The organism is Acinetobacter sp. FDAARGOS_559 (assembly GCF_003940475.1).
Taxonomy (GTDB): Bacteria; Pseudomonadota; Gammaproteobacteria; order Pseudomonadales; family Moraxellaceae; genus Acinetobacter; species Acinetobacter baumannii.
This window is the reverse complement of the sequence record NZ_RKJG01000005.1, coordinates 2,228,554-2,250,836: the sequence shown is the minus strand read 5'-3', so window position 1 is coordinate 2,250,836 and position 22,283 is coordinate 2,228,554. Positions and strand designations below refer to the sequence as shown.

At 40.2% G+C, this 22,283-nt stretch carries 19 protein-coding genes and 3 pseudogenes; 8 read left to right on the top strand and 14 right to left on the bottom strand.

The genetic code is table 11. From position 1 onward, the window contains the following. Positions 1-1,149 carry a JmjC domain-containing protein gene (locus tag EGS71_RS12300; protein ID WP_000925823.1) on the bottom strand — a complete coding sequence of 383 codons (1,149 nt, stop codon included), beginning with the start codon at positions 1,147-1,149 and terminating at the stop codon, positions 1-3. Between the two features lie 78 nt (positions 1,150-1,227). Next, a complete protein-coding gene (locus EGS71_RS12295; protein WP_001208741.1) occupies positions 1,228-1,503 on the bottom strand; it encodes a hypothetical protein in 276 nt (91 codons plus the stop codon). A 1,004-nt stretch (positions 1,504-2,507) separates the two neighbouring features. Here EGS71_RS12295 and EGS71_RS22780 point away from each other — a divergent pair. From EGS71_RS22780 to EGS71_RS12260, 7 genes and pseudogenes are all read left to right on the top strand, one after another. After that, a pseudogene (locus EGS71_RS22780) lies at positions 2,508-2,669 on the top strand (IS982 family transposase); the annotation flags it as partial. 104 nt (positions 2,670-2,773) lie between these two features. Beyond that, entirely contained in the window at positions 2,774-3,157 is a 384-nt protein-coding gene (locus EGS71_RS12285) for a transposase (RefSeq protein WP_001055589.1), read from the top strand. Beyond that, positions 3,154-3,489: an IS66 family insertion sequence element accessory protein TnpB gene (gene tnpB / locus EGS71_RS12280; RefSeq protein WP_000619347.1), complete on the top strand. Its 336-nt coding sequence runs from the start codon at positions 3,154-3,156 to the stop codon at positions 3,487-3,489. The genes EGS71_RS12285 and tnpB (EGS71_RS12280) overlap by 4 nt, the downstream gene beginning before the upstream one ends. A gap of 74 nt (positions 3,490-3,563) precedes the next feature. Next, complete coding sequence (locus EGS71_RS12275; RefSeq protein ID WP_001094424.1) at positions 3,564-5,147, top strand: IS66-like element ISAba25 family transposase; 1,584 nt, start codon at positions 3,564-3,566, stop codon at positions 5,145-5,147. A 14-nt stretch (positions 5,148-5,161) separates the two neighbouring features. After that, positions 5,162-5,503, top strand: a complete 342-nt coding sequence (locus EGS71_RS12270; RefSeq protein ID WP_079262745.1) for a transposase — start codon at positions 5,162-5,164, stop codon at positions 5,501-5,503. Next, the gene (gene tnpB / locus EGS71_RS12265) at positions 5,500-5,835 is read left to right on the top strand and encodes an IS66 family insertion sequence element accessory protein TnpB (RefSeq protein WP_000619347.1); all 336 of its coding nucleotides are present in this window, start codon (positions 5,500-5,502) and stop codon (positions 5,833-5,835) included. Before EGS71_RS12270 ends, tnpB (EGS71_RS12265) begins: the two co-directional genes overlap by 4 nt. Positions 5,836-5,909: 74 nt before the next feature. Further along, positions 5,910-6,884, top strand: a pseudogene (locus EGS71_RS12260) (IS66-like element ISAba25 family transposase); the annotation flags it as partial. A gap of 228 nt (positions 6,885-7,112) precedes the next feature. On the opposite strand, the gene EGS71_RS12255 reads toward EGS71_RS12260, so the two are convergent. The 3 genes from EGS71_RS12255 to EGS71_RS12245 all read right to left on the bottom strand — a co-directional run bounded on the left by EGS71_RS12255 (position 7,113) and on the right by EGS71_RS12245 (position 9,486). Beyond that, entirely contained in the window at positions 7,113-8,696 is a 1,584-nt protein-coding gene (locus EGS71_RS12255) for an IS66-like element ISAba25 family transposase (protein WP_001094424.1), read from the bottom strand. Between the two features lie 74 nt (positions 8,697-8,770). Continuing rightward, positions 8,771-9,106, bottom strand: a complete 336-nt coding sequence (gene tnpB, locus EGS71_RS12250) for an IS66 family insertion sequence element accessory protein TnpB (RefSeq protein ID WP_000619347.1) — start codon at positions 9,104-9,106, stop codon at positions 8,771-8,773. Further along, entirely contained in the window at positions 9,103-9,486 is a 384-nt protein-coding gene (locus EGS71_RS12245; RefSeq protein ID WP_001055589.1) for a transposase, read from the bottom strand. Before EGS71_RS12245 ends, tnpB (EGS71_RS12250) begins: the two co-directional genes overlap by 4 nt. Before the next feature lie 70 nt (positions 9,487-9,556). Between EGS71_RS12245 and EGS71_RS22775 the strand changes: the two are divergent. Next, a pseudogene (locus tag EGS71_RS22775) lies at positions 9,557-9,800 on the top strand (transposase); the annotation flags it as partial. A 10-nt stretch (positions 9,801-9,810) separates the two neighbouring features. Here the strand turns inward: EGS71_RS22775 and EGS71_RS12240 are convergent. The 9 genes from EGS71_RS12240 to thiL form a co-directional block, all read right to left on the bottom strand. Further along, entirely contained in the window at positions 9,811-11,397 is a 1,587-nt protein-coding gene (locus EGS71_RS12240) for a Tn7-like element transposition protein TnsE (protein WP_000547726.1), read from the bottom strand. Next, a complete protein-coding gene (locus tag EGS71_RS12235; protein ID WP_000267039.1) occupies positions 11,387-12,916 on the bottom strand; it encodes a TnsD family Tn7-like transposition protein in 1,530 nt (509 codons plus the stop codon). The genes EGS71_RS12240 and EGS71_RS12235 overlap by 11 nt, the downstream gene beginning before the upstream one ends. A gap of 15 nt (positions 12,917-12,931) precedes the next feature. Further along, positions 12,932-14,581 (bottom strand): AAA family ATPase, encoded by a 1,650-nt coding sequence (locus EGS71_RS12230; protein ID WP_001061231.1) that lies wholly within the window; start codon positions 14,579-14,581, stop codon positions 12,932-12,934. After that, positions 14,578-16,668 (bottom strand): integrase catalytic domain-containing protein, encoded by a 2,091-nt coding sequence (locus EGS71_RS12225; protein ID WP_000269330.1) that lies wholly within the window; start codon positions 16,666-16,668, stop codon positions 14,578-14,580. The genes EGS71_RS12230 and EGS71_RS12225 overlap by 4 nt, the downstream gene beginning before the upstream one ends. Continuing rightward, positions 16,652-17,461 (bottom strand): heteromeric transposase endonuclease subunit TnsA, encoded by an 810-nt coding sequence (locus EGS71_RS12220; RefSeq protein ID WP_000085286.1) that lies wholly within the window; start codon positions 17,459-17,461, stop codon positions 16,652-16,654. The genes EGS71_RS12225 and EGS71_RS12220 overlap by 17 nt, the downstream gene beginning before the upstream one ends. Before the next feature lie 156 nt (positions 17,462-17,617). Beyond that, positions 17,618-19,456: a glutamine--fructose-6-phosphate transaminase (isomerizing) gene (gene glmS, locus EGS71_RS12215; protein WP_000334189.1), complete on the bottom strand. Its 1,839-nt coding sequence runs from the start codon at positions 19,454-19,456 to the stop codon at positions 17,618-17,620. 12 nt (positions 19,457-19,468) lie between these two features. Continuing rightward, on the bottom strand, positions 19,469-20,833 hold the full coding sequence (gene glmU, locus EGS71_RS12210; protein ID WP_000108581.1) for a bifunctional UDP-N-acetylglucosamine diphosphorylase/glucosamine-1-phosphate N-acetyltransferase GlmU: 1,365 nt from the start codon (positions 20,831-20,833) through the stop codon (positions 19,469-19,471). 8 nt (positions 20,834-20,841) lie between these two features. Continuing rightward, positions 20,842-21,375 carry a phosphatidylglycerophosphatase A gene (locus EGS71_RS12205; protein ID WP_000380674.1) on the bottom strand — a complete coding sequence of 178 codons (534 nt, stop codon included), beginning with the start codon at positions 21,373-21,375 and terminating at the stop codon, positions 20,842-20,844. Then, positions 21,353-22,270 carry a thiamine-phosphate kinase gene (gene thiL, locus EGS71_RS12200; RefSeq protein WP_000807407.1) on the bottom strand — a complete coding sequence of 306 codons (918 nt, stop codon included), beginning with the start codon at positions 22,268-22,270 and terminating at the stop codon, positions 21,353-21,355. The genes EGS71_RS12205 and thiL overlap by 23 nt, the downstream gene beginning before the upstream one ends. Between the last annotated feature and the right edge of the window lie 13 nt (positions 22,271-22,283).

Sequence of the window (22,283 nt, the reverse complement as noted above, 5' to 3'; positions counted from 1 at the left end):
TTACATTACCAGCTCAATCACATTTTCAATTGATAACTGAAATAGCAACTTATTAATTTTTTCTGGAGAATGCTCATTAAATTGATCCAAGATATCTTTTACACTTGAATAGGAATTCTCAAATAAGTATTGAATTAAACTTAAGCTAATATCATCAACATTAACTTTATTACCATTTATAATCACAAAGCCTTCATCAAAGTAATGCAATAAGTTGGCATTCAAATATAGCTTTTGGTTGTTATCCAATTGACTTACTTTACCATTACCCAATACATCTAGTGATAACATGGAGGATACTGATTGCTCTGCAAGATGGTGCATCATAAAACTTTGATAACAGCCTTTATCTCTGATAATTTCAGCAACTTGCTGACTAATACTGTTGATTATCTCTGCATCACTTTGAAAATTAGTAAAGTTCTTGCGGCAGTCTAAAATATTTGGCATGGTATTCTGCAACCAGCGCATATACTCAAATCCTGTTGGAGCAAATGTTGCAACGGCTAAATGAAAGGTTTCTTCATCTAAAGGTAATGGATCATGCCACCAACCACGGGGTATATATAAGATATCTCCAGCTTCTAAAATTACATCCATGTAGATTTCTTCTGGTTCTTTTATATCTGTAAAATTCTTTGTTTGTTGCATATATAAAGGAAATTCAAAATTAGGCTTTCTTAATATCCAACGTTTCCGTCCCAATAATTGAACAGCATAAACATCTCTAGTATCCCAATGACTTTTATAGGATGATTTTGAACTAAATGCTGCATAACCACCTGTAAGTGTTCGAGCTTCTGAAAAACTACCAATTTGCTTACTAATCTGATCAACGAATGGTTCATTTTTAATTCTATTACGAACTAAAGTTGCCCCATTCCTAAGATACTCATAAAGTACAGAAGAAATACAGCGATATTCTATAACCCCCAAATTATCATATGATTCTACATATTCTTTTTTAGGGACTTCATAGCCATTCATTATCTTAAAGTCACGATGTGAAATATCACCACGGCTGTAAAGTTCATTAATATCTTTCCAAGAAAACTTAGTCGAATCTATTGCATTTTTAAATAGAAAAGGTTTTTGGTATAAAAAATCGTTTTTAAAAGTATCTTTATCAAGAGAAAAATTTAGCAGCATAACAACCCAGCTATAAATAAAATTGGCTGATTATCTCAGCCAATTAAGTGAATTTAGAAAAAATTAAATCTTGTATTATTAGTAATTACCACCATCTTCACAGTAGTCATTACCATCTTTTCCTTGATAATAGTCATATACACCGATTGCGCCTCCAATAACTGCTCCAGCTGCTGCCCCAATAGCACCACCACCAGCAATTCCTCTAGCACCACCAACAAGTGCTCCTCCTGCAAATGCACCTATAGCTCCCCCAACTGTTGTACCACTGCTAGCACCATCTAAAGCAGCTCCAGCAGCACTATTTGCAGAACCAGAAACCATATCCAATTCAATTATGCTTAACTCACGCATATAATCACCTAACAGGTTAAAAAAATTAGACTTTACTTAATAAAAACAAATTTAATTCCATTTTATCTCTAAGTATGAAACTATTTTTTCGTAATTTATTCCGAATAATAATACAATGCCAAATAAAACTAACTTATTAAATGATTTTAAATTTTCAGAAAAACTATAATCATGAATAATGAAATTCTTTAAAAAAACAAATAAGCTGATAAAAAACAAGAGACCAAATAATATAATAAAAAAAGTCATAAACTTACTAAATAGAATATTCAACTTTATCACCAATTTATATATAATTAAATAATTGTTTATCAATTGTAGTTGAATGTCAACCTTTCTTTGTTTTTCATAATTTAACCCTTTTAATAAATGATTGTAAAAACAATATTTGGAATTAATCAAGTTAAGAGTAATCTATTTTCTTATTAAATAACTAAGTACTGAATTACGATGAGGATTATCCTAAAGATAGGATCATAAACATGAAAAATTTTTCAGCATTTTTACATTGATTTGCATTTTTAAAGCACCTGCTACTAAATCGAATTCAGATATTGATAACTCTCTCATGTATAAAAACCTTACTAGATTAAAAATTATTTTTTAATTCCCAACGTGTTAATGAAATAGCTACAACAAAAGATGGGGTACAAATTATTAACATGTTGTAAAAAAAGTCATTGAAAAAATATTTTTTGTTGGGTTTAACCCAATTTTACTTATAACTATTGAATATGATATTGTCATAAAAATCATAAACATAGTTGCAAACCATTTGAGAAATTTCTTGAACATAAGCCCCTTTCTAGTGTCAATTCATGCATTATAATTTCTTAATAAGTTATAAAAATATAATTCATTAATTGTGATAAGTTTGTGTATCAAAAACTTATCAGACTCTAATTTGCTATAAAAACTGCAAGTTTTGAAGTCCACCCTTTTGGATAATGATTTTAAAGATGATAACGATTATTATTTATATTAATGGTGATGTCAATAGCCTACTTAAAACATTGATTGGTTTATTGAAAGAAAAATAGTATTAAGTGAGCAGTACGCATCGAAGTATTTTGGGTTTTCTAGCAGGTGTATTTCCATCCTTGTGCGTATATCAACTGACATATCAAAATAAGCCAACAATTCGAATTATGGAATCATCGGCTTAAGCAGGACTTGGGTTAAATGTAAGCATCCGGCTAACACAGCCTTACCAAGCGGTCCTATAAGCCTTAATTTAGTTCCCACCTAAAAACAAGTGGGGACTTAATCCATGAACATGGATATATATTCAGCAACACCTCCTGTTGCTAAAAAACGCAGAACATACAGCAAAGAATTCAAACTCAGTATTGTCAATGCCTGTAAAAATCCTAATACCTCGATCGCTTCGGTCGCACTGCAACATAGTATTAATGCCAACCTTGTCAGTCGTTGGATCAGGATCTTCAGCCATCATGAGGGTGCCGTGCAGGATCCTACTCATGTGAATCCAGCATTTATTGCTTTGCCTTACACTGCTGCAATCAGCCAACCTATTGATGAGAGGATCACGTTGTGTATCACCGTGCCTCATACGAATAATGATATTCAGCTAAAATGGCAGACATCAGAAATACCTGCCTTGGCAGAATTACTCAAGGCACTGGCAACATGATCCGTATCAATGAAATTTGGCTCTCTACCCAGCCCATGGATATGCGAGCAGGAATGGATACTGTCATGGCTCAGGTGGTGAGAGCCTTTGGCTACATCAAACCGCATTGCGCCTACCTGTTCTGTAATAAACGTGGTCATCGTATGAAAGTGTTGGTACATGATGGACTGGGCATCTGGCTGTGTGCCCGGCGTTTGGAACAGGGTAAATTTCACTGGGCTCAAGTTCACCAAGGTGAAACCGTGGCCCTCAGCCCGGAACAGTTACAGGCATTAATCCAAGGTTTGCCCTGGCAGAGAATTGGATTGCAGCAAGTGGTGAATATGCTCTAAACCAAGCTCGACCATTCTGCCATCCTCCAAACGTTCTATTTCATTCTCTTCATGACCTCAGGCATACTGCGGTCATGAATACGCTGCCTGACTTAAGCCAACTGACCCATGAACAACTGCTGGAATTCACCAGACAGTTGGCGATGCAGCATCAGTCTCTAGCACAATCAAACCAACAATTGGATGCCAAAGTTCAACATCTTTCTATTCTCAATCAAAAATACGAGCATGAACTGGCGCTGTTTAAAAAGCACAAATTCGCCCAAAAGAATGAACACTTAACGGCAAAACAAATCCACCTATGGGATGAAGCGGTTGAAGAAGATATTGCTGCTGTTGATCTGGAATTAGAACGATTAAATGCAGATAAAACCGATGCAGCGACACAGAAAGCCAAAACCAATAAACCTAAACGTCGACCACTGCCAGATCATCTACACACCATCCGTATTGAGCATGAACCTGCATCAACCCAATGCACTTGTGGATGCCAACTCCGTCGTATCGGCGAAGATGTCAGTGAGAAACTGCATTTCAGACCGGCACAGTTCTATAAGGAACAGCATGTGCGTGGTAAATGGGTCTGTGATCAGTGTGACACTCTGACTCAGCAAGCGATGCCCGCCTATGTGATTGATAAAGGCATTGCTTCACCTGAATTGCTCAGCCATGTGCTGGTATCGAAGTATGCCGATCATTTGCCGCTGTACCGTCAACGTCTGATCTATCAGCGGGCGGGAATCGAACTTTCTAGATCAACTTTATCTGACTGGATAGGTCGCTGCGGTGTAGAACTGGAACCTCTGGCCAATGCCTTAAAAGAGGTGGTGCTGCAACAGCGGGTGCTGCATGCAGATGAAACACCGGTCACCATCATGCGGATGGGTGAGAATGAGAAAAAACCGAAGAAAGGTTATGTCTGGGCCTATGCCACCACACAGTACAATCCAGTTCAGGCGGTGATCTATGACTTTCAGGATAGTCGTTCAGGCCAGCATGCTGCAGAGTTCTTGAAAGGCTGGCAGGGCAATCTAGTCTGTGATGATTACAGTGGTTATAAAGCACGCTTTAAATCAGGCCAGGTCATAGAGGTCGGCTGCATGGCCCATGCACGTCGTAAATTCCATGAACTGCATGTGACCGGGAAAAGTCAGGTCGCTGAACAGGCATTGGTGCTGATTCAGAAACTGTATGCGATAGAAGCAGAACTCAGGAAAAAGACCGATGGTACAGCGGAAGACCGCCGCGAATACCGACAACAGCATAGTCAACCAGTGATGCAACAACTATATGAATGGCTCAACCAACATCATCTGACAGTGCCATCGAGTTCTCCCACCGCCAAGGCCATCAATTACACTCTGAAGCGTTGGCCAGCCTTAAGCCGCTATCTGGATGATGGCAATCTACCGATATGCAACAATTGGGTAGAGAATCAGATGCGTCCCTGGGCGTTGGGGCGCAAGAACTGGCTGTTTGCAGGTTCGCTGCGCAGTGGTCAGCGAGCGGCAAACATCATGACTTTAATCCAGTCAGCAAAGCTGAATGGGCTGGATCCGTATGCCTATTTAAGTGATGTGCTGAAAAGGTTACCGACACATAAAGTGACCCAGATTGAAGAGTTACTGCCGCACTGCTGGAAACCTAAATCGAATTAAAAAATAGGTATGGGATTCAGCGGACGCTTACCAAAGAATTCAAACTCAGTATTGTCAATGCCTGTAAAAATCCTAATACCTCGATCGCTTCGGTCGCACTGCAACATAGTATTAATGCCAACCTTGTCAGTCGTTGGATCAGGATCTTCAGCCATCATGAGGGTGCCGTGCAGGATCCTACTCATGTGAATCCAGCATTTATTGCTTTGCCTTACACTGCTGCAATCAGCCAACCTATTGATGAGAGGATCACGTTGTGTATCACCGTGCCTCATACGAATAATGATATTCAGCTAAAATGGCAGACATCAGAAATACCTGCCTTGGCAGAATTACTCAAGGCACTGGCAACATGATCCGTATCAATGAAATTTGGCTCTCTACCCAGCCCATGGATATGCGAGCAGGAATGGATACTGTCATGGCTCAGGTGGTGAGAGCCTTTGGCTACATCAAACCGCATTGCGCCTACCTGTTCTGTAATAAACGTGGTCATCGTATGAAAGTGTTGGTACATGATGGACTGGGCATCTGGCTGTGTGCCCGGCGTTTGGAACAGGGTAAATTTCACTGGGCTCAAGTTCACCAAGGTGAAACCGTGGCCCTCAGCCCGGAACAGTTACAGGCATTAATCCAAGGTTTGCCCTGGCAGAGAATTGGATTGCAGCAAGTGGTGAATATGCTCTAAACCAAGCTCGACCATTCTGCCATCCTCCAAACGTTCTATTTCATTCTCTTCATGACCTCAGGCATACTGCGGTCATGAATACGCTGCCTGACTTAAGCCAACTGACCCATGAACAACTGCTGGAATTCACCAGACAGTTGGCGATGCAGCATCAGTCTCTAGCACAATCAAACCAACAATTGGATGCCAAAGTTCAACATCTTTCTATTCTCAATCAAAAATACGAGCATGAACTGGCGCTGTTTAAAAAGCACAAATTCGCCCAAAAGAATGAACACTTAACGGCAAAACAAATCCACCTATGGGATGAAGCGGTTGAAGAAGATATTGCTGCTGTTGATCTGGAATTAGAACGATTAAATGCAGATAAAACCGATGCAGCGACACAGAAAGCCAAAACCAATAAACCTAAACGTCGACCACTGCCAGATCATCTACACACCATCCGTATTGAGCATGAACCTGCATCAACCCAATGCACTTGTGGATGCCAACTCCGTCGTATCGGCGAAGATGTCAGTGAGAAACTGCATTTCAGACCGGCACAGTTCTATAAGGAACAGCATGTGCGTGGTAAATGGGTCTGTGATCAGTGTGACACTCTGACTCAGCAAGCGATGCCCGCCTATGTGATTGATAAAGGCATTGCTTCACCTGAATTGCTCAGCCATGTGCTGGTATCGAAGTATGCCGATCATTTGCCGCTGTACCGTCAACGTCTGATCTATCAGCGGGCGGGAATCGAACTTTCTAGATCAACTTTATCTGACTGGATAGGTCGCTGCGGTGTAGAACTGGAACCTCTGGCCAATGCCTTAAAAGAGGTGGTGCTGCAACAGCGGGTGCTGCATGCAGATGAAACACCGGTCACCATCATGCGGATGGGTGAGAATGAGAAAAAACCGAAGAAAGGTTATGTCTGGGCCTATGCCACCACACAGTACAATCCAGTTCAGGCGGTGATCTATGACTTTCAGGATAGTCGTTCAGGCCAGCATGCTGCAGAGTTCTTGAAAGGCTGGCAGGGCAATCTAGTCTGTGATGATTACGGTTAAATAGGGCTTTGTTGCATAAAGCCTTTAAAAATAGAGTTCTCCTAAGCAACTCAAATTTAAATTACAACTCGGGTATAAGGTCGGAGCAGACAGCCTTTATTCTGAATTTATCTCGATTGCATTGTTGTCAAAGTCAGCCTTCAAATGTTGTCAATAAGTCTGTATATCTTGCTTTAGGCATTAATATGGATGTAAGCGTCCGCTGAATCCCATACCTATTTTTTAATTCGATTTAGGTTTCCAGCAGTGCGGCAGTAACTCTTCAATCTGGGTCACTTTATGTGTCGGTAACCTTTTCAGCACATCACTTAAATAGGCATACGGATCCAGCCCATTCAGCTTTGCTGACTGGATTAAAGTCATGATGTTTGCCGCTCGCTGACCACTGCGCAGCGAACCTGCAAACAGCCAGTTCTTGCGCCCCAACGCCCAGGGACGCATCTGATTCTCTACCCAATTGTTGCATATCGGTAGATTGCCATCATCCAGATAGCGGCTTAAGGCTGGCCAACGCTTCAGAGTGTAATTGATGGCCTTGGCGGTGGGAGAACTCGATGGCACTGTCAGATGATGTTGGTTGAGCCATTCATATAGTTGTTGCATCACTGGTTGACTATGCTGTTGTCGGTATTCGCGGCGGTCTTCCGCTGTACCATCGGTCTTTTTCCTGAGTTCTGCTTCTATCGCATACAGTTTCTGAATCAGCACCAATGCCTGTTCAGCGACCTGACTTTTCCCGGTCACATGCAGTTCATGGAATTTACGACGTGCATGGGCCATGCAGCCGACCTCTATGACCTGGCCTGATTTAAAGCGTGCTTTATAACCACTGTAATCATCACAGACTAGATTGCCCTGCCAGCCTTTCAAGAACTCTGCAGCATGCTGGCCTGAACGACTATCCTGAAAGTCATAGATCACCGCCTGAACTGGATTGTACTGTGTGGTGGCATAGGCCCAGACATAACCTTTCTTCGGTTTTTTCTCATTCTCACCCATCCGCATGATGGTGACCGGTGTTTCATCTGCATGCAGCACCCGCTGTTGCAGCACCACCTCTTTTAAGGCATTGGCCAGAGGTTCCAGTTCTACACCGCAGCGACCTATCCAGTCAGATAAAGTTGATCTAGAAAGTTCGATTCCCGCCCGCTGATAGATCAGACGTTGACGGTACAGCGGCAAATGATCGGCATACTTCGATACCAGCACATGGCTGAGCAATTCAGGTGAAGCAATGCCTTTATCAATCACATAGGCGGGCATCGCTTGCTGAGTCAGAGTGTCACACTGATCACAGACCCATTTACCACGCACATGCTGTTCCTTATAGAACTGTGCCGGTCTGAAATGCAGTTTCTCACTGACATCTTCGCCGATACGACGGAGTTGGCATCCACAAGTGCATTGGGTTGATGCAGGTTCATGCTCAATACGGATGGTGTGTAGATGATCTGGCAGTGGTCGACGTTTAGGTTTATTGGTTTTGGCTTTCTGTGTCGCTGCATCGGTTTTATCTGCATTTAATCGTTCTAATTCCAGATCAACAGCAGCAATATCTTCTTCAACCGCTTCATCCCATAGGTGGATTTGTTTTGCCGTTAAGTGTTCATTCTTTTGGGCGAATTTGTGCTTTTTAAACAGCGCCAGTTCATGCTCGTATTTTTGATTGAGAATAGAAAGATGTTGAACTTTGGCATCCAATTGTTGGTTTGATTGTGCTAGAGACTGATGCTGCATCGCCAACTGTCTGGTGAATTCCAGCAGTTGTTCATGGGTCAGTTGGCTTAAGTCAGGCAGCGTATTCATGACCGCAGTATGCCTGAGGTCATGAAGAGAATGAAATAGAACGTTTGGAGGATGGCAGAATGGTCGAGCTTGGTTTAGAGCATATTCACCACTTGCTGCAATCCAATTCTCTGCCAGGGCAAACCTTGGATTAATGCCTGTAACTGTTCCGGGCTGAGGGCCACGGTTTCACCTTGGTGAACTTGAGCCCAGTGAAATTTACCCTGTTCCAAACGCCGGGCACACAGCCAGATGCCCAGTCCATCATGTACCAACACTTTCATACGATGACCACGTTTATTACAGAACAGGTAGGCGCAATGCGGTTTGATGTAGCCAAAGGCTCTCACCACCTGAGCCATGACAGTATCCATTCCTGCTCGCATATCCATGGGCTGGGTAGAGAGCCAAATTTCATTGATACGGATCATGTTGCCAGTGCCTTGAGTAATTCTGCCAAGGCAGGTATTTCTGATGTCTGCCATTTTAGCTGAATATCATTATTCGTATGAGGCACGGTGATACACAACGTGATCCTCTCATCAATAGGTTGGCTGATTGCAGCAGTGTAAGGCAAAGCAATAAATGCTGGATTCACATGAGTAGGATCCTGCACGGCACCCTCATGATGGCTGAAGATCCTGATCCAACGACTGACAAGGTTGGCATTAATACTATGTTGCAGTGCGACCGAAGCGATCGAGGTATTAGGATTTTTACAGGCATTGACAATACTGAGTTTGAATTCTTTGCTGTATGTTCTGCGTTTTTTAGCAACAGGAGGTGTTGCTGAATATATATCCATGTTCATGGATTAAGTCCCCACTTGTTTTTAGGTGGGAACTAAATTAAGGCTTATAGGACCGCTTGGTAAGGCTGTGTTAGCCGGATGCTTACATATGGATGGGCAAAAAGAATTGTTGAGGATGTGGATTGCACAGACAACAGAAGGCGCCAAAATTCTGGCTACCAGTCATGACTGTACTTAAAAACGAAGGATGCAAGATATCTTTTACCTGTGGTAGATGGGCTAAAAGGCTTTCCTAATGCTTTTTCATAATGATATACAACTGTGTTTGTACAGGTTGTGCATAATACTTGAGCTTTGTAAGCTGGAAATTTTATATGGTGAAATTTATCGCGTCAGACCGTTATAAATACGAGTAGCCCATCCCTCTAAATCCTCAATGGCAACTTTTTGTCCATCATCAATACGTGGGTGATTAAATCTGACCTGTTGAATTGCTATTTTTTTGATGAAGCTATGTGGCCAGTTAAGTGTTTTTTGAACCACAAACTTACGAAGTTTTTCGTAATCTTCTTCCCAGCAATTCATATCTTTTATCGTTAATAATTGCGTTGAAAGGCGAGTCGTATTATCGGATGTGTCAACTTCCAGCAAAATGAAATGTTGGCCTCGATGAAGAAAATGTACTTCAGCGATACAACGAGGATTATTATCGGACTTTAGATGTTTGGTAAATCCTGCTACTTCAGGTAGAACCTTTAAAGTCAATGAATATTGTATTCCATACTTCTCCTCGAGTTTATAAAGCATCTGCATAAAAGCGGAGAAGCGGTCTAGGTATAAATGGGCATCATCAGTTTGATCCTTTGCACCTTCAAAATCACCTGCTTTAACTGTACCGCCAATTCCTGGTTCATTAGCATTCACATCACCGATTAATTCATCAATATACTCTTGAGCATCATCCACGATAACAGCATTTTTTGAACCAGTTTTATCTGCGACTTTCTTAGTTTCAAATGGATCATCAAAATCAAGTAAAGTAGTTGGGCTATCTATAATTGTGGGCTTATTGCTGGGTGTCGCTTCCTCTTCATCATTCAGTTTGGGTTCCGCATGATTCGGCTTTGGTGGTATGGTACTGGTATTACCCGATTTTTTTGATGCTCCAGAAAATTTATCATGATGAAAATAAACAGGCTTATCAATATGGGTGTAGAGCCCAGAAAAGCCAATAATTTCATTAATTTTGAATGTATTGGTTAGCTTGTCGTAATAACCGTATGCTTCAATATTTACGTCTGTTAAATTGGGAGGGGTGAAACTAAAGTTCCATGTTCTTTGTGTATTATTAATTCTTTCAAAGGCCTGACACTGTTGAGCGATGCTTTCATATGAGGCTCTTATATTTTCATTTAGGAGTAAATATGCAAGAAATCGACGAAATCCAGGTTTATTGAAATGAGTTAGTGCTAGGGAGCCTTCACATGAGGGAAGAATATTAATCAGGTAATGATCAGCCCTGCTCTGAATATCAAAATCTTCTGCCAGTACATTTAACTCTAGTGCTGATCGAGTTAGGTAAGCATTTTGGAAGAAGAAAGCTCTTGCCAATTCAAGCTGTGGCAATTCAATATGAATGTTTTTAACAGTTTGAGCTTCATTTGAAAACGTTGCCAAAGCATCAAACCCAAAAAAGTGAAATTGTGATTTAGATTGAGCAAAAGATATCCATTCTGCTGGAGGGGGGCATGTAAATTTTAGGTGAAATCCAGACTTTCGATGCTCATTTTTGGTAGAGTTGATAATTCGACGTTTAGTCAATAAATGCATATGGGAAAAAGAGGTGTAATATCCCTTTTTAGTTTCTTCGGATTCTCCCCACAAATTAATAAACCATGGTTTATTTTCATATTTAAATAGTCGTCCTATACCTGTAATTAATGTATCTAAAGGGAGGCTTTTAATATGCATAAATCTTCTCACAAATCATATTTAGGAAAATTTGGGCTTCTTGAGTAATTCTTTCTTTACTTAATCCTGCAAGTCGCAATATCCGCCATCTATCTTTAGTACTGGACTCTGTATACCCAAGCCTGATCATGGCATGGGTAATTCTCCGTATTTGATAAGCTATTGTATCTTCAGAATAAGTTGAAAGAAATTTGGAGCTTAAAGGCAGTTGGTGCAAATTTTTGGAAATGGAATTTCCTTTGGATAATTGATTGAGAAACCAACTTTTTGACATTCTTGGACAAGCTAAGTCATCATTTGAACGATAGAAAATTTTGAATAATTCTTTGGTTATTGAAAAATCACGTATAGGCCAATTTACTTTATTTTTTCGGACTTGGGGTTTTGACAAATGTTTTGAATTAAAGGTTAGGAGCCAATTTTGATCATTTCTATATAGCCATATATAAGTTGCTTGGCCTGATTTAATTTTACGACCAGACGTTACACCATGAAGTAGCACGATATCTTGCCATTTCTGTCTCATCTCCTCTATTTTTACAGGGGGAATATTGTCCGTAGAAGTAGGTCGTTTTACAAAATATTGGTTTGCTGAAATAGAGCTGACATATTGCAGAATGTCTTTAGGTGTCATTTCAGGTATAAATGAAGACCAGACAATACAATGTTCTAAAAAACTAAAGGCTTTGCGATGCTTTCTAAAAATAGTTTTGAGCCATGAAGTATCTTGATCAGGATTAATCCCTAAATTCTTAGAGTTGAGATATACATATTTAAATTTGTTAATCACTTGCTCATAAGTTTGTTCATGGCGAACCTGACTGCCCCTACGGCAATTCTTTGCATCAGCAATTTCTAGATAAAACTTAGTCCATTGTTCATGGCTTGGGGATGGCTGAGGATCAAGTTGTAATAACTCTACGGACATTTGTCCTAAGATAAAGTCTTCCTTAAAGTAGGGTTCAGGTAGGTCCTGAGTTTGGTTTGGCAACAACGGTAAGAAAAGGTGTCGATGCTGTTGTTGAATATAATCTTGAGACAGAAGTGAACAATTATGTTTCAGGCATATTGGAAGGTTAGGTACAAACCAAGCCCTGTTCCAGAAATATTCTCCATACGTTTCTCGTTGCTGTTGTATGCAGATTGGGCAGTAATGAAACTTATTTTTGTTGGGGACTCTGGAAGCATTTAGACCAAACATAAGATGAACAGAACCAGATGCCTGCTCAGTCATTAAAGTGATTGCTTTTAGTCGATGGGATTCCTGAACAAAGGGTGCATATAAGCCAAACATGGTATGTTTGTAAATCAGGTCTATTAAACCAAAACGATCAGTTCGCTGTAATAAATGTACAATAGCATTTAAGTGGCTAGGTAAGTCTACTGTAGCAACGACTTTCCGATCTTGAAAAACCTCATCAAGTAGCTGTTTGGGACTTTGAATACCATGGTGTAATCCAGCACGAGCGACGGTGCTGTAAATTAGTTCATCGGGAAGCGGTGTTGGAAAATTCCACATGATTCTTACCCCATACTATGACAACAGGTCTGACATTTGTAGAATTAAACCGTGATGGTTTAATTGGGTATAGATACTTTCTGGGCTAGTTGAGTTCATCGAAAAAATATGACGAAGATCGGTATCCTCCAGTTCATTCCATTGCTTTAAGCCGATCCGTTGGTTTTTCTTTTTGGTTACTGTAACTTGAGAAGTTGTATTATCTGTCTCCATTGCCTGAATAATAGAAGCCAAGAGCTGTTGTCTAGATATTTGGGGTTTTAACTCTACAATTTTTTGAATAGCAAAGATGATGGAGTCTGATGGAAATTCATCTTTTAGCATTAAATAGATACGTCGCTGATCATCATTACTCAACTGTTTTAAGGCTCGGTCTTCTTCGGACTCAACAGTAGATGCAGAGATTTTCTGAATAAGATGGATGATTTTCTTGTCCATATCGGGTACAGCAAGATCTGAGAATTGAGCGATTCGTTCAGGTATACCTGAACGTAATGCACTAAGCATAGGATGGACAAGTTTTAGTTCATCCTCATAAACACGTTTCAGCAGCTCTACGGTAATCTTTTCTGCTCCCGTTGCGAGGGCACGTAATTGAGCCAAAATAAAAAGTTTCACTACAATATCGAGAATACCTTGACTCAAATCAAACCAAGTGTCTCGAATCTCATCACTTAAAATAGGGTCTCTTTTCTGCAAGTACTGCAATTTCCAAAGTGTATTGGTAAATGCTATCCACTCAGGGTTTTGACTCTTCTGATCAGGTAGGTATTGTGAAATTGGGTTCCAAAAGATAGAACCTAGACCAGCTGCACGTCGACTGGAACGTAGATCAAGATCAAAGATGTCTCTTGCTTTAGGCGTCCCAACAAAAAGTACAGGAATTCCAATGGTATTGCTCATCGTGACAAAAAAGTTGAGCATTTTCTCTGAACCACCAGACTTTGCTCGACTTAAATGTTGAATTTCGTCAATGACTAAGAGGCCTAACGCAAACATATTGGCTGTTTGAGCCATGAGAGCAAGCATGGTTTCTACGCCATGTCTTTTCATACCATACTTTTTCTCATAATTTGAGCCGATGACTTTATCAATTGCTCGAAAAAAATTGAGACAAAGCTCTTTAAGTGAACCATCGTGAGAGCAATCTATTTTTAAGTAGACGATCTGATGACGATTTAATGTTGGGTGAAAAATGACTTGAGGATATGTGTTTAGTATTCTTCGTAAGGATGTTGTTTTACCACTACCTGAACACCCAATGATAGCCATGCTATGGGCAGTTGATTCAGCTCCATCAAAGCGTTTTGCATCCAAGTCACCTTTTTGCAAACGTTCATAGCCATTTTGTAGATGTTGTTGCAATTTTCCTGTGTTTGGATTCCGACCGACATATCCTCCACGAATCATGAGAGAAATACGCTCACTCAATAGCATATGCATTGCTAAAGGTTGGAAAAATGAGCCAGTGATCTGATGAATATTATGAGCACGAATAACTCTTTTTTGCTTTAGATCGTCAAGGGTAGGTGTTACTTTAGAGATGAGAATTTTTGTATCTTCAAAAGGCTCTTGAATGGGAGGTAAAGCTTCGATGAAAGGATTACCTTTGTAAGCATGCACACCAGTGTCATGATACTCAGCATCTGTTATTAGATTATTCATGATTGGTCATCCTCGTCATCAAAAAAACCTGGAACGAATTGTGGATAACTTGATTCATCTTGCTTTGGCTTAAATGAAATAATCGTTCCTTTATCTTTAGGGTGTTTATCAGTCTTCGAGTAATTATCTGATAATTTTTCATTTTCACGAGCAGATTTTTTATTTGATTTAATTTCAGATAAACGCTGACGATTTGACACACCAGAGTTGGTCGCCATTTTTTTTGCGTCAGCAATGGTGTCACGAATAAATTGATCCAGCTCTCTACGAGCAGCTTTGCTATTATCTTTTCCAATTGCATGTAGATTTTTTTCTTGATCTTGTATTTCCCAGACTTGCCAAAATGATTTACCCGAAAATTGACGACTTTTAGTTGATAAAGAGCATTCCCAATAGATCGTACTATCATGTTTCGGAAATAAATATATCTTATCTACATTACTTGGATCATAGGCAGCTTGAAGATCCTGTGGGCGAGAGACTTCTTTACTACGATGTAGCCAACCCTCTCTAAGTATCTCTGATCCAATGTAATACAGTCCCCATAAATTGACGCCAGAAGTAGAAATGGAAACTTTCTTACGAGGTAGTATCATGATCCGAAAAGGTGTTGGTTCTACGATGCGAAGATGACCTGTGCGGTTTTGAATACCCCAATTCCATATATGTAATGGGATAGAAGGTAAATCTGGAGGGAAATCGGCCTCTCTGTCATAAGTATCCAATACATGATGCTGATTACGATAAAGTATTGTCTTTATGATCATCTTGGTAAATGCTGTAATGGGCAGAGCTGCCTCAAGGCGGTAATCACTTTCGCCATGTTTTTTAATACGGTTTCCTTTTACTACGCCAGGGGCATAGGGTTTGAATTCTGCCTGTAACGTTCCAAAGTAGCGCTCAACAATTCCTTTAGCATCCCCTCGATAAGCAGGTGCATTTTCAATACGAACATTATAACCATAGATTAAACGTTCGACTTGATGGCTCATCATTTCGCCACGGTCAGCAAGAATGGCATCAGGCAAACCTATCGTTGGCCATTGTTCTGGTTGAATATCAATCCCAAACATCTTGCATAGATCAACTTTATCACTGCAAGCATTTACAATAGCTTGCATAGCAACAACATATGATGGGTTGTGAAAGCCAATATAGAAACCAACCACCATTCTACTAAAAACATCAACCACGACATAAAGTGTGGGACGACCTAAAATCTTACTTCGGTCATCATCAGCAACTAAATAAATATCAGCAATAGTTGCATCAATTTCATAACGACTACCAGGCCCAAGCGTATTTGCTGTAGCAGTCCCGCTTAATGGTCGTATATCTTTTTGGAAACTTAATACAGGTGTCCTAGCCTCTATTCTTTGTGGAAGTTGGTATTCACGTTTGTAGAAATAGTCAAACTGTCTACGTGTCGGAATATCTGCCTGTTTTATATGTGGGTAATGTTGGACAAAAAGTTCTTCAAATTTTCGATGAGCAGATGTGATATTAATTTTTTTATCATTTAATAATTCAGACTCAGCTATTAACCGAAAGAGCCTTTCTATTTCTGGCGTGACTTTAATACCAGTCCCATCGCCAAATTTACGCTTTGCTCCTGATTTTTTAGTGCCTGCCAAGGTTCTTGGCTTGCCTGGTGCTCCAGCATTTCTATAATCTGGTAGTAAAGCATTTGGAATTTGACCTCTTTGCCAATAGCGGCGGAGATATTTGTATATTGTAGCTTTAGTTGCGATATTTTTTTGTTCTACTAAACGAACCCGTTTAGCTCTAATTTCCTCATTAAAACAGCCTTTGTCATATATAATTGGTTCAATAATTTGATAAGCCTGAGCACGTTTTTCAAAAGCGACTGAATTTATGGGTGGTTCTATAGACTTTAGATACTCAAAAGGGTCTGAACTTCTAAATAAACGTTTTTCATCAATCCATTGTGAAAGTTGCTCTTCAAGAACTAAAGAGGGAACACCTTTGGTTTCCTCCATATTAATCCATATGATTTCTCCAGATTGAAAGAATAAAATCCGGTAGTGGCTTTCATCAAATTTAACGACTTCATTGGTTCGCCACATAAGATACCTCTAAATCAAATTCTAGGTCAGAACCTTTTAACTTTTGGAATGGTTGTTGGATATCAAATTTGATCAAACGATTTGCTATGAGTATTCTTAGATATTGTAGGGTTGTTCCAGCTGTAGTTCCTTCCTGAACATCAACCTCTTTACAAAGTTTAATGATGGAAACACTTGGTTTCTTTGAAAAATAATAAGAAATTAAATGTAGTTTGTCCCAGATATCAGGATCTATATGTTCTGTAACAAAGGGGCTTAACCATTCGAGATTTTTTCGGGCAGTTGTAGGAATATTTTGTTCAGTCACAATACTCCACGGAATTTCTTTGAGTGCCCAGTATCGACGTTCAATTTCGAGTTTTTCAATAGTCCTTTCTTTTAATAGCTCTTTTAAAGGCTTTACCTGAATTACAAATTGAGGCTTGTTCTTATTATTCGTATCAATCAGAAAATCGGAACTCATGACTTGATCTGAGCCTTGTATGCTTGGATGTCTCAAACCATGCTCTAAACAGATTTCTTTTGTGTCATCTAGATTCAAAGGGAATTGTTCCCGTATATCCTGAACAGAGCTAGACCAATCTAAAATCAAAAAAACGTACAGTTCCAAATTTGAAAGTAAATGATGAACTCTCTGCGTTTTATGAGAGTAAATACGATGAGATACCCCATGAGAAGGTACATCCTGAATAGTCAGCCATGGTTGGTAATCTTTTCCCATACCTTGTCCATGGCCACTTGTTATTCTTTTGCTAATTTGTTCTTGTGTGAAAAATCTCGGTGCTCTACTCATAGAAAAACCCAGCCACTTTTTAATCAGTATAGCTGGGTTTATCAGGTTTACAACTTTAATGTCTAGTTTAGAACTATATTGTTACAGTTTAGAACTTTAATGTTTAGTTTAAAACTATATTGTCTAAGCACAGCCTTAATAATGATCTTTTTTGAATTACTCTACAGTTACTGACTTCGCCAAGTTACGTGGCTGGTCAACGTCTGTACCACGTAATACAGCAACGTGATAAGACAACAACTGAACTGGTACGCTATAAATGATTGGTGCAAGCCATTCGTTTACTGCTGGAATTTGTACAACGTGTTGACGATCTTTTTCGACTACACCGCTATTTTCATCAGCAAAAACGAATAACTCACCGCCACGCGCCTGAACTTCTTCCATATTCGACTTAAGCTTATCAAGCATTTCGTCATTTGGCGCAAGAATCACGATTGGCATTTCAGTATCAACAAGTGCCAATGGGCCATGTTTTAACTCACCAGCCGCATAACCTTCTGCGTGAATATATGAAATTTCTTTAAGCTTTAATGCACCCTCCAAAGCGATTGGATAGTGTGTGCCTCGGCCTAAGAATAAACAGTGTTGTTTTTCAACGAACAATTCTGATAAACGTAAAATTTCAGCATCTTGCTTAAGCGTATCAAGAATGACTTTCGGGCTGTGCCACAATTCACGAGCAAGCTCTTCAATCATCACATTGCTAATACGTTGTTTCACTTGACCAATTTTCAAGATTAACAACATTAATGCAGCAAGCTGAGTCGTGAACGCTTTTGTTGATGCAACACCAATTTCAGGCCCAGCAAGGGTCAATAAGTGGTGATCAGTTTCACGTACCATTGAAGAAGTTGCGACGTTACAGATCGTTAAAGTCTGAATATCGATATTATTTGCTTTAGCACGTTTTTGAGTTTCACGTAGTGCAGCTAAGGTATCCGCTGTTTCGCCTGATTGAGAAATACAGATGTAAAGTGTATTTTCCACAATCACTGGTGAGCGATAACGGAATTCACTCGCAATCTCAACTTGGCATGGCACACCAATTAGCTGTTCAAACCAATATTTAGCGATCATTCCTGAGTGATAACTTGTACCACACGCAATAATTTGAACACTTTGAAGTTTACTGAAATCTGCATCAGCATCTTTCAAGAAATCATCACGTAAATTGTTGCCATCAAGTGCTTGAGAAATTGTTTGTTTGATTGCTTCAGGCTGCTCATAAATTTCTTTGAGCATGTAGTGTTTATATTCACCTTTTGAAGCGCTGCTTACAGTTGCATCAAGTTCTTTAACTGGACGTTCAACACGTTCACCTTTTACAAATACTTCAATTGAAGTACGAGTAAGACGAGCAATATCGCCTTCTTCTAAGTAAATAAAACGGTTCGTTACTGGTAAAAGGGCCAATTGGTCTGAACTGATAAAGTTCTCGCCAATACCCACACCAATTACAAGTGGTGAACCTTCACGTACAGTAATGAGTTCATCTGGGTAATCGCTGTGAATAATACCTAACGCATAGGCACCTTTAAGCTGAGGAACTACAGATTCTACTGCTTCAAGTAAACTATCAGTATTTTTTAGAGCTTCTGCAACTAAATGGGCTACCACTTCAGTATCTGTTTGAGAAGTAAATACATATCCTAAAGCTTGAAGGTCATCTTTAAGCTCTTGATAGTTCTCGATAATACCGTTGTGAACGACTGCTACCTTGCCTGACATGTGCGGGTGAGCATTATTTTCGGTCGGTTTACCGTGTGTTGCCCAACGGGTATGAGCAATACCGATTGCTCCAGTAAGCTGGTGTTCTGAAACAGCGTCTGCAAGATTGGCAACTTTACCAACACGGCGCTCACGTAAAATTTGCTGGTTATTGAGTAAAGCAACGCCTGCCGAATCATAACCACGATATTCAAGACGTTTTAAACCTTCAATTAAAATCTCGGTTACACAACGTTCTGCAACGCCTCCGACGATACCACACATACTTCAATCCTCTTATTTTTTAAGCTTTTGGGGACGTTGATAATTTGCTTTAGAAATTTGTTGAGCACGCTCAAAGGAGAGACTTTGTTCAGCCACATCTTTCGTAATCACAGAACCCGCACCGACTGTTGCTCCATTACCAATAGTCACAGGCGCAACCAGCGAGCTATTAGAACCGATAAAAACTGCATCGCCAATAGTGGTTTTGTGTTTATTTGCACCATCATAATTGCAGGTGATTGTACCTGCCCCAATATTTGATTCAGCACCGATCTCGGCATCACCTAAATAGGTGAAATGGTTAGCTTTACTGCCTAGACCGATCGTTGTATTTTTGACTTCAACAAAGTTGCCGATATGTACTTCGTTTGCCAATTTAGCACCTGGACGTAAGCGTGCGAAAGGACCAATTTGGGTATTTTCCCCAACAACTGCTCCATCAAAAACGCTGTATGCTTGGACTTTAGTGCCCGCTGCAATGGTTGTATTTTTTAAGATACAGCCAGCACCGATTTCGACAAAGTCACCGAGTTCACAGTCGCCTTCAATAATGACATTCACATCAATACGGACATCATGACCAACTTTTACTGTACCACGTAAATCAAAACGTGCAGGATCAGCAAAAGTTACGCCTTGCTGCATAAGTTCTTTTGCTTGTTGCTTCTGAAATTCACGCTCAAGTGCTGCAAGTTGCAGGCGGTCATTTACACCTTCAACTTCAAATGCGAGTTCTGGTTGAATTGAGGCGATTTCTAGACCATCAGCAACAGCCATCGCAACGATATCAGTTAAATAGTATTCGCCTTGTGCATTTTCATTTGAAAGCTTAGGCAACCACTCATGCAGTTTTGCATTGCTGACACAGTAAATACCTGTGTTGATTTCTTGAATTTGACGCTGAGCTTCGGTTGCGTCTTTATGTTCAACAATCGCTTGGATTTTACCGTCTTGGCGGACAATACGGCCATAACCTGTTGGGTTATCGACATGTAAAGTAATCATACCAATACCGGTTTTATTTGATGCTTCAATCAGCTGTTCAAGCGTTGTTTGACGGACTAAAGGAACATCACCGTATAAAATTAATGAAATGCCGTCTTTAGGAAGTACCGGTAAAGTCATTTGTACAGCATGACCAGTCCCTAACTGTTCTGCTTGTTCAACCCATTGAATGTTTTCTTGTGCGAAAGTCTTTTTTACGTGATCGCCGCCATGTCCATAAATGGTAATGATATTTTCTGCTAATAGTTGTTTTGCTGTTTTAATAACATGTCCTAGTAGCGGGCGTCCAGCTAAAGGTTGCAATACTTTAGGTAGTTGTGAACGCATTCGCGTTCCTTTGCCTGCAGCAAGGATAATGACGGTAGTTGACATGAGTAAACCTACTTAAATGGCGTTACGCCCCAGAAAGTAATAAATATGATGATACAGAGTGCCGCCCAAAGCCCTGCAATGATGTCGTCTAGCATAATTCCGAAGCCACCAGCAACTTTCTGGTCAGCAACACGGATTGGCCAAGGTTTCCAAACATCAAACAGGCGGAATAAGCAAAAACCAATTAGTGCCCATTGTAACGACATTATATTAAAAAATATTAAAGGCAGAAGAGTAATTGATTGTCCTGCAAATTCATCCCAAACAATTCGTCCATCATCATGAACATCAAGGATTTTTGCAGTTTGACCGCAAATATAAATACCCACCACTGACATGATGAGAATAGCGATTAAACTTAAAGTAAATCCGAGAGATAACCAGATGGGAACAAAAAGTAAGGCAAAAGCAGAGCCAAAAGTACCAGGTGCTTTAGGAGCAAGACCAGATCCAAAACCAACCCCACAGAAAACGATGCAGCGGTTGAACCAAGACATGTCTTTAAAATGAATCGGCGGTTTATGCAAAGTGTTGGTATCCATGAATTTGCAATGGGTAATCTGAACCCAAATGCTCAAAAGTTAGTTTTGTTTGCTCAACGATCTGTCCGATCATTGTAATCTTAACGTCTAGTTGTTTTTGCAAAAGTTTTTCATAATTTTGCGGTGTTATTGTAAAACATAATTCGTAGTCATCACCACCTGCCAAGGCATATTGCCAACGTTGTCGTTCTTCTAGTTGTTGCAGTACAGGATCGACAGGTAATTTTTCTAGGATGAGTCGTGCTCCAACCGTGGATGCTTTTAAAATATGTCCTAAATCTTGAGCTAAACCATCTGACACATCGATCATGCTAGAGGCGAGCCCTTTTAGCTCTTCTCCAAGCTTACAACGTGGCGTCGGATAGTCCAGTCTTTGTTGTAGGGAATGTCCTAAATGCTGAAGCCCATAAGCAGCATCACCAATTTGCCCACTTACACAAACATAATCACCGACCTTAGCACCTGAACGTAATACAGCTTTTCCTGTTTCAATCCAGCCCATGGCCGTGACGGTAATGGTGAGGTGTGGACCTTGAGTGGTATCTCCGCCAATTAAGGCAACTCCAAATTGATTACAACAGTCATAGATTCCCTGACTAAATCCTTCAAGCCATTCATGGTCAACTTGAGGCAAGCTGATCGCAAGTAAAATACTATGTGGTTTGGCGCCCATTGCAGCAATATCAGACAGATTTACGGCAACACTTTTCCAGCCAATCGCATGGGGCGAGGTTTCAAGAGGGAAGTGACGTCCAGCAACAAGTGTATCGGCACAGATGACCAGTTGTTGATTTGGAGGGGGAGTAATTAAGGCTGAGTCATCACCAATACCAAGCGCAACGTCAGGATGTGACTGACGATTAAAGTATTGATCAATAATTGAGAACTCAGCCATAGAACATCAAGCC

Excerpts from the sequence above, each read along its gene's own strand:
- EGS71_RS12300 (WP_000925823.1), bottom strand. The coding sequence starts at position 1,149 with ATGCTGCTAAATTTTTCTCTTGATAAAGATACTTTTAAAAACGATTTT.
- EGS71_RS12295 (WP_001208741.1), bottom strand. The coding sequence starts at position 1,503 with ATGCGTGAGTTAAGCATAATTGAATTGGATATGGTTTCTGGTTCTGCA.
- EGS71_RS12285 (WP_001055589.1), top strand. The coding sequence starts at position 2,774 with ATGAACATGGATATATATTCAGCAACACCTCCTGTTGCTAAAAAACGC.
- tnpB (WP_000619347.1), top strand. The coding sequence starts at position 3,154 with ATGATCCGTATCAATGAAATTTGGCTCTCTACCCAGCCCATGGATATG.
- EGS71_RS12275 (WP_001094424.1), top strand. The coding sequence starts at position 3,564 with ATGAATACGCTGCCTGACTTAAGCCAACTGACCCATGAACAACTGCTG.
- tnpB (WP_000619347.1), top strand. The coding sequence starts at position 5,500 with ATGATCCGTATCAATGAAATTTGGCTCTCTACCCAGCCCATGGATATG.
- EGS71_RS12255 (WP_001094424.1), bottom strand. The coding sequence starts at position 8,696 with ATGAATACGCTGCCTGACTTAAGCCAACTGACCCATGAACAACTGCTG.
- tnpB (WP_000619347.1), bottom strand. The coding sequence starts at position 9,106 with ATGATCCGTATCAATGAAATTTGGCTCTCTACCCAGCCCATGGATATG.
- EGS71_RS12245 (WP_001055589.1), bottom strand. The coding sequence starts at position 9,486 with ATGAACATGGATATATATTCAGCAACACCTCCTGTTGCTAAAAAACGC.
- EGS71_RS12240 (WP_000547726.1), bottom strand. The coding sequence starts at position 11,397 with ATGCATATTAAAAGCCTCCCTTTAGATACATTAATTACAGGTATAGGA.
- EGS71_RS12235 (WP_000267039.1), bottom strand. The coding sequence starts at position 12,916 with ATGTGGAATTTTCCAACACCGCTTCCCGATGAACTAATTTACAGCACC.
- EGS71_RS12230 (WP_001061231.1), bottom strand. The coding sequence starts at position 14,581 with ATGAATAATCTAATAACAGATGCTGAGTATCATGACACTGGTGTGCAT.
- EGS71_RS12225 (WP_000269330.1), bottom strand. The coding sequence starts at position 16,668 with ATGTGGCGAACCAATGAAGTCGTTAAATTTGATGAAAGCCACTACCGG.
- EGS71_RS12220 (WP_000085286.1), bottom strand. The coding sequence starts at position 17,461 with ATGAGTAGAGCACCGAGATTTTTCACACAAGAACAAATTAGCAAAAGA.
- glmS (WP_000334189.1), bottom strand. The coding sequence starts at position 19,456 with ATGTGTGGTATCGTCGGAGGCGTTGCAGAACGTTGTGTAACCGAGATT.
- glmU (WP_000108581.1), bottom strand. The coding sequence starts at position 20,833 with ATGTCAACTACCGTCATTATCCTTGCTGCAGGCAAAGGAACGCGAATG.
- EGS71_RS12205 (WP_000380674.1), bottom strand. The coding sequence starts at position 21,375 with ATGGATACCAACACTTTGCATAAACCGCCGATTCATTTTAAAGACATG.
- thiL (WP_000807407.1), bottom strand. The coding sequence starts at position 22,270 with ATGGCTGAGTTCTCAATTATTGATCAATACTTTAATCGTCAGTCACAT.